Annotated in this window: 7 protein-coding genes; 3 read left to right on the top strand and 4 right to left on the bottom strand. The window is 64.3% G+C overall.

Going from position 1 to position 6,448, the window contains the following annotated elements:
* Positions 1-622, top strand: a 622-nt coding sequence (locus tag WCB02_RS39280; RefSeq protein ID WP_423967734.1) for an FAD-dependent monooxygenase, incomplete at its 5' end; no start/stop codon positions are given.
* On the top strand, positions 619-2,232 hold the full coding sequence (locus WCB02_RS39275) for a benzoate-CoA ligase family protein (protein WP_423967732.1): 1,614 nt from the start codon (positions 619-621) through the stop codon (positions 2,230-2,232). The genes WCB02_RS39280 and WCB02_RS39275, both read left to right, overlap by 4 nt.
* 125 nt (positions 2,233-2,357) lie before the next feature.
* Here the strand turns inward: WCB02_RS39275 and WCB02_RS39270 are convergent, their stop codons facing one another.
* The 3 genes from WCB02_RS39270 to maiA are packed head-to-tail and all read right to left on the bottom strand — an operon-like array spanning position 2,358 to position 4,673.
* Entirely contained in the window at positions 2,358-3,545 is a 1,188-nt protein-coding gene (locus WCB02_RS39270; RefSeq protein WP_423967730.1) for a 3-hydroxybenzoate 6-monooxygenase, read from the bottom strand.
* Entirely contained in the window at positions 3,545-4,051 is a 507-nt protein-coding gene (locus WCB02_RS39265) for a MarR family winged helix-turn-helix transcriptional regulator (RefSeq protein WP_423967728.1), read from the bottom strand. Before WCB02_RS39265 ends, WCB02_RS39270 begins: the two co-directional genes overlap by 1 nt.
* On the bottom strand, positions 4,041-4,673 hold the full coding sequence (maiA, locus tag WCB02_RS39260) for a maleylacetoacetate isomerase (protein ID WP_423967725.1): 633 nt from the start codon (positions 4,671-4,673) through the stop codon (positions 4,041-4,043). The genes WCB02_RS39265 and maiA overlap by 11 nt, the downstream gene beginning before the upstream one ends.
* Positions 4,674-4,766: 93 nt before the next feature.
* Between maiA and gtdA the strand changes: the two genes are divergently transcribed.
* Positions 4,767-5,807 (top strand): gentisate 1,2-dioxygenase, encoded by a 1,041-nt coding sequence (gene gtdA / locus WCB02_RS39255; RefSeq protein WP_423967723.1) that lies wholly within the window; start codon positions 4,767-4,769, stop codon positions 5,805-5,807.
* 167 nt (positions 5,808-5,974) lie between these two features.
* Here the strand turns inward: gtdA and WCB02_RS39250 are convergent.
* A partial coding sequence (locus WCB02_RS39250; protein WP_423967721.1) for an ABC transporter permease occupies positions 5,975-6,448 on the bottom strand: 474 nt, incomplete at its 5' end.

Raw genomic sequence — 6,448 nt, 5'->3', positions numbered from 1 at the left:
GTCGCAGACCTTCGTGAAGGCCGAGCGCGGCAGCTTTAACGCCCATCACTACCGCTATTCGCCCGGCATGAGCACGTTCCTGGTCGAATGCGATGCGGCAACGTGGGACGCCTATGGCTTCGCCGACAAGACGGTCGAGCAATCCAAGACGGTCTGCGAGCAGGTGTTCGCGGCCACGCTCGATGGACACGAACTGATCTCGAACAAATCGGTGTGGCGCAATTTCCCCTGGATCTGGAACGAACACTGGTCGTACCGCAACATGGTGCTGATCGGCGACGCGCTGCATTCGGCGCATTTCTCGATCGGCTCGGGCACGCGGCTTGCGATCGAGGACGCGATCGCGCTCGCCAAGGCGCTGGAGGCGGAGGCCGATGTCGCGCGTGGGCTCGCGCGCTATCAGGCCGAGCGCAAGCCGATCGTGAAGAAGCTGGTGACGGCGGCGCGTACCAGCGCCGACTGGTACGAGAAATTTCCGGCCCATATGCAGCGCGAGCTGATGGATTTCGCCTATGGCTATATGACCCGTTCGGGCCGAATCGACGATTCGCGGCTGCGGACGATGTCGCCGCAATTCATGGCCCGCTACGAGGCGTCCCGGACCATGGGAGGCGCCGCATGACGCCCGAGATCGATGATGGCGTGCCGCCGGACAGTCCCGGCGCGCGCGAGATCGGTTTTGCGGCTCCCGAGCGCTACAACGCCAGCCGGATCCTGTTCGACAATCTCGCTCACGGCCGTGGCGACAGGCTGGCCCTCGCCGGACCGGCCGGAACGCGCAGCTATGCCGAGCTCTGCGCCGAGGCCGGCCGCTGGGGCAACGGCTTGCAGTCACTGGGGCTCACGCGCGGCGACCGCATCCTGATGTTCCTCGACGACACGCCGGCCTATCCGGCGGCATTTTTCGGCGCGGTCCGGGCCGGCTTCGTGCCGCTGTTGATCAACACGCTGACGCCGCCGGACTTGCTGCAGTTCTATCTCGCCGATTCCGGCGCCACGGTCGCTGTCACCGAGGCCGCGTTCGCTGCGCGCTTCGATGCACAGGCCTGCCAGGATACCGCGCTGCGCACGCTGATCGTGGTCAATGGCCACGCGCGCGCGCACAGCGCGCCGACGACGATTGCCGCCGAGCACTGGTTGCCGGAATTTGCAGCCGAGCTTGCGGAGACCGACACCCATCGCAACGAGATGGCGTTCTGGATGTATTCCTCGGGCTCGACCGGGCGGCCCAAAGGCATCGTGCATCTGCAGCACGACATGGCCTATAGCGACCGGGCGTTCGCGCAGAGCATCCTGAAATTGACCCAGGACGACATCTGTTTCTCCGTGCCGAAGATCTTCTTCGCCTATGGCTTTGGCAATTCCATCACCTTCCCGTTCGCGGCCGGCGCGGCGACCTTGCTGCTGCCGGGCCAGCCAAAACCGGCCGCGATCTTCGAAGCCATCGCCCGGTTTCGGCCCACGATCTTCTTCGGCCTGCCGACGCTCTATACCTCGCTGACCAAGGCCGACGACGCGGCGGTCGCCGACTTTTCCTCACTGCGGATGTCGCTCTCGGCGGCCGAAGTGCTGTCGAGCGATGTCTTCAATGGCTGGAAGGCGCTGACCGGGCTCGAGATCGTCGAGGGGCTCGGCTCCACCGAAGTGCTGCATATCTATCTCTGCAATCGTCCCGACAACAAGAAGCCCGGCGCCGCCGGCCTGCGCGTGCCCGGCTATGAGATCGCGCTGAAGGACAAGGACGGCCGCGCCGTCGACGACGACGAGGAAGGCATCTTGTGGGTGCGCGGTGATTCAAACACGCCGCTATACTGGAACCGGCCGGACAAGACCGCGGAGACCATCCGCGCCGGCGGCTGGATCTATACCGGCGACCGCTTCGTGCGCGATAGCGAAGGTTTTCATTTCTTCCGCGGCCGCGCCGACGACCTGATCAAGATTTCCGGCCAATGGGTCTATCCGCTCGAGGTCGAGCTGTGTCTCGCCGATCATCCCGACGTGCGCGAATGCGCGGTGTTCGCCGCCGAACTGCCGGACCGCCGCATGACGCTGAAGGCGGTGGTGGTGATGAATCGCCGCGATTTCGACGATGCTGACGCCATAAAATCGCTGCAGGATTTCGTCAAGGCAAAGCTACTGCCCTACAAATATCCGCGCCAGATCATCTTCATCGATGAGTTGCCGAAGACCGGCACCGGCAAGATCGACCGCCAGGCCGTGCTCAAGATGTAGTGTACGGAATCGTCATTGCGAGCGCAGCTAAGCAACCCGCCAAGACGATATGAATCGCTTCGTCGCCATGGGGGCGGCGCCTTGCGCCGACCCGATGGTTCCTCGCAACGACGCTCCCGTATTAGTTAGCTCCCCAATCCCGTCCCGCCATACAGCCAAGCCAGATCGCGATACCAATCCTCCGATGTCTTCGCGCTCATGATGGCGTTGCGAAGTCGGGCGTGCTCGCCGGCGGGATGATAGATGTGCTCGCCGATCGCGCGCGAGGTCAGTTGCACGCGCGCGGTGCGTGGGAAGCGCTGCACGCGGTAGTGTTCGAGCGCCGTGGCCTGATCGTCATGGTGCGACAGCATGTGCGACAGGCAGACCGCGTCCTCCATCGCCTGGCAGGCGCCTTGCGCGAAATATTGCAGCATCGGATGCGCGGCGTCGCCCAATAGCGCGACGCGGCCGTCGAGCCAGCGCTCGGTGGGATCGCGGTCGCACAACACCCAGAGCTTCCAGTTCTTGCCGTGACGGATGATAGCCTTGGCACGCTCATGGACATGGCCAAACCCCCGCATCACCTCCTCTTCGGAGACCGGCATGCCCGCCACAGGCTCCGGCGCGTCGTTGTGATAGGTGACGACGAGGTTGAACACCTTCCAGCCCGATAGCGGATAATGCACGATGTGGCATTTCGGGCCGGCCCACAGCGTCGCGGCGTTCCAGCGCAGATCCTCCGGCATTTCATCGGTCGGGATCACCGAGCGGTAGGTGGTGTGGCCGGAAACGCGCGGCGGCCCGTCGGACGCGACCTGCTTGCGGACATTCGACCAGAGCCCGTCGGCGCCGATCAGGAGCGAGCCGGTGACCCACGCGCCATCGGCCAGATGCGCGGTCACCGTCGAGCCATCCTGATCGTAGCGCACGACTTCGGAGCTGACGCGGAGCTCGATCAGATCGCTGTCGCGGCAGGCCTTCAGCAGCACGCCATGCAGGTCGCCGCGATGCACCACCGCATAGGGATTGCCGAAGCGGACGCGAAACGGCTCGCCGAGATCGACATGGGTGATCTCTTCGGCCGTCAGCGCATCCATCAGCCGGAGCTGGTCGATATAAACAGCCATGCCGCGCGCGGCTGCGCCGACGCCGAGATAGTCGAAGGCATGGAACGCGTTCGGGCCAAGCTGGATGCCGGCGCCGATCTCGCCCAGCGCGGACGCTTTCTCCAAGAGGATCGAACGAAAGCCTTTTTGCGCGAGGCCCAGCGCGGCGGCGAGGCCGCCGATGCCGCCGCCCGCGATCAGGACCGGCTGCCTGGTCACCGTCATCAGCCCGACCTCCCGAGATGTTCGAGCGCGTCCTCGGCACGCAGCGGCACGCGGGAGACCTCGTTGTTGAGATCGACCAGCTGCGTCATGAGCGCCATCAGCGTCTTGCGGTCGGCAGGCCGGAGCGGCTGCAGCATCCGCGCTTGCGCGCGATCCACCGCGGGCATGATGTTGCGCAGCAAGGTCACGCCGGACCTGGTAAGATAAAGCAGCTTGACCCGTTTGTCCTCGGCCGCCGGTTTGCGCTCGATATGGCGTTTGGCCTCCAGCCGCTCGATGACGCTGCCGAGCGTGGAGCGGTCGAACGCGATCACCGCCGACAGCCGGGTCGCGTCGATGCCGGGATGGGTGCGGATCGCGACCAGCGCCGCGTACTGCACGGGCGTCAGATCGTAGGCCCTGCACTCCTCGGCAAAGATCGCGACCGCGATCTGTTGCATGCGCCGGAACAGATAGCCTGGCTTGGTGTAGACCGCATCCATCGTGAGCGAAGACTTATTCGGCATCGGGCTGCTTGTCAGGAGCTGCGTCGGCGAATGCCGGCAGCGCTTTTGCGACGGCTTCGACTTTGAGCAGGCGTGGGAAGGCATTGACGTCGACGCCAAAGCGCCGCGCATTGGCCAGCTGCGGCACCAGACAGAGATCGGCAAGGCCAGGTGCGTCGCCGAAGCAAAAGCGGGCTTGTTCGCCGGCAATCAACTTCTCGCAGGCCGCAAGGCCCTCGCGGTTGGCCCAGCCGGCCCAGGCCGTCACCTGATCTTCCTTCAGGCCGAGCTCGCGCAGCCGCGCCAGGATCTTGAGATTCTGCACCGGATGGGTGTCGCAGGCCAGCACCTCGGCGAAGGCGCGAACTTTTGCGCGGCGCAGCGCATCCGGCGGCAACAGCGGCGGCTCGGGGTGGGTTTCATCGAGCCATTCGATGATGGCGAGCGACTGGGTGATGATCGCGCCGGAATCGTCCTGCAGCGTCGGCACCAGCCCTTGCGGATTGATCGCGAGATAAGAGGGGTCGCGCTGCTCGCCTCTGCGCAGATGGTGCGCCAGGTGTTCGACCCGCAAGCCCTTCAGGTTCAAGGCTATTCTGACCCGGTAGGACGCGCTGCTGCGAAAATAGCCGTGCAGCTTCATCGGAACCTCCCCGTCATTTTTATGATTGAATTGACGCTAGCCACACTGTCAGTATGCTGTCAATCAGCCAACAAGAATGACGGGAGGCCGCCCATGGAAGCCGTGCAGAAAACGCCGGAACGCGAGGCATTCTACAAGAAGATCGATGGCGAGAATCTCTCCGCGCTGTGGAATGTGATGGGCGATCTGATCACGCCGGAGCCGAAGAGCGCGTGCCGGCCGCATCTGTGGAAATTCGACACCATCCGCGACTACATGACGGAAGCGGGCAGACTGATCACCGCCAAGGAAGCCGAACGGCGGGTGCTGATCCTGGAAAATCCGGGCTTGCGCGGCCAATCGAAGGCGACAACGTCGCTGTTTGCCGGTATCCAGATGGTGGTCCCCGGCGACGTTGCGCCGGCACACCGGCACAGCCAGTCGGCGCTGCGCTTCGTGCTCGAGGGCAAGGGCGCCTATACCTCGGTCGATGGCGAGCGAACCGCGATGGAGCCCGGCGATTTCGTGATCACGCCGTCGATGACCTGGCACGATCATTCCAACGAGACCGACAAGCCGATGTTCTGGCTGGACGGACTGGATATTCCGATGGTGCAGTTCTTCGATGCCTCCTTTGCCGAGGGCGCGAAGGAAGATCAGCAGACGATCACCAAGCCCGCCGGCGACAGCTTTGCCCGCTACGGCCACAATCTGCTGCCGGTCGACGGCAAGCGGACATCGAAGACATCGCCGATCTTCAACTATCCCTACAGCCGTACGCGCGAGGCGCTGGAACAGGCCAAGGCGCGCGACGAATGGGACGCCTGCCACGGGCTGAAACTGAAATTCTCCAATCCGGAGACCGGCGATTTCGCGATGCCGACCATCGGCACCTTCATCCAGCTGCTGCCGAAGGGTTTTGCGACCGCGCGCTATCGTTCGACCGACGCCACCGTGTTCGCCGCCATCGAAGGCAGGGGACGCACGCGGATCGGCGATCAGACCTTCGAATGGGGCCCGCGCGATCTGTTCGTGGTGCCGAGCTGGCACTGGGTCACCCACGAGGCGGAAGTCGATTCGGTGCTGTTCAGCTTCTCCGACCGCCCGGTGCAGCAGAAGCTCGACCTGTTCCGGGAAGACCGTGGCAACGCATAGACCTTGCATCGGCCCAGCGCACGCCGGCGCCCATACCGCGGATTCCATCAACAAGGCCGAGTGGCCGACACCGTCCCAAGACAAACGCCGGTGGTCACGGCCCCCGGCCTGGGCCGGGACGACAGCTGCCGCTGGATTGCCTTGTCATTCGCGACAGCGACGACCGCTCACCGCCAATGCAACAGCCGGGTCTCCAGCCAATTGATCAGCCTGCCAACCGCAAGACCGAACAGCGACAGGATCACCACGCCCGCGAGCAGCTGATCGGTCTGCATCAGATTGCCGGCCTGCAGCACGAAGGCTCCGATGCCGTATTCGGCTCCGATCATCTCCGCGCTGACCACCAGCAGCAGCGCCACCGACGCGGTGATGCGAAAGCCGGCGAGGATCGCCGGCAGCGCGCCCGGCCAGATCACCTTGCGCACGATGGTGGCAAACGGCACGTTGAAACTCTGCGCCATCCGGATCAGATTGCGCGGCACGGCGTCGACACCGCTATAGACCGATATCGCGGTGGAAAAAAACACGCCCAGCGCAATGGTCGCGATTTTCGGCTCCTCGCCGATCCCGAGCCAGAGGATCAGAAGCGGCAGCAGCGCGATTTTGGGGATCGGAAACAGCGCGGAGATGAAGGTAATGCC

Source organism: Bradyrhizobium sp. (assembly GCF_049581145.1).
GTDB lineage: Bacteria > Pseudomonadota > Alphaproteobacteria > Rhizobiales > Xanthobacteraceae > Bradyrhizobium.
Note: the sequence above shows the minus strand (reverse complement) of the source record. Positions and strands in the feature narration are given on the sequence as shown.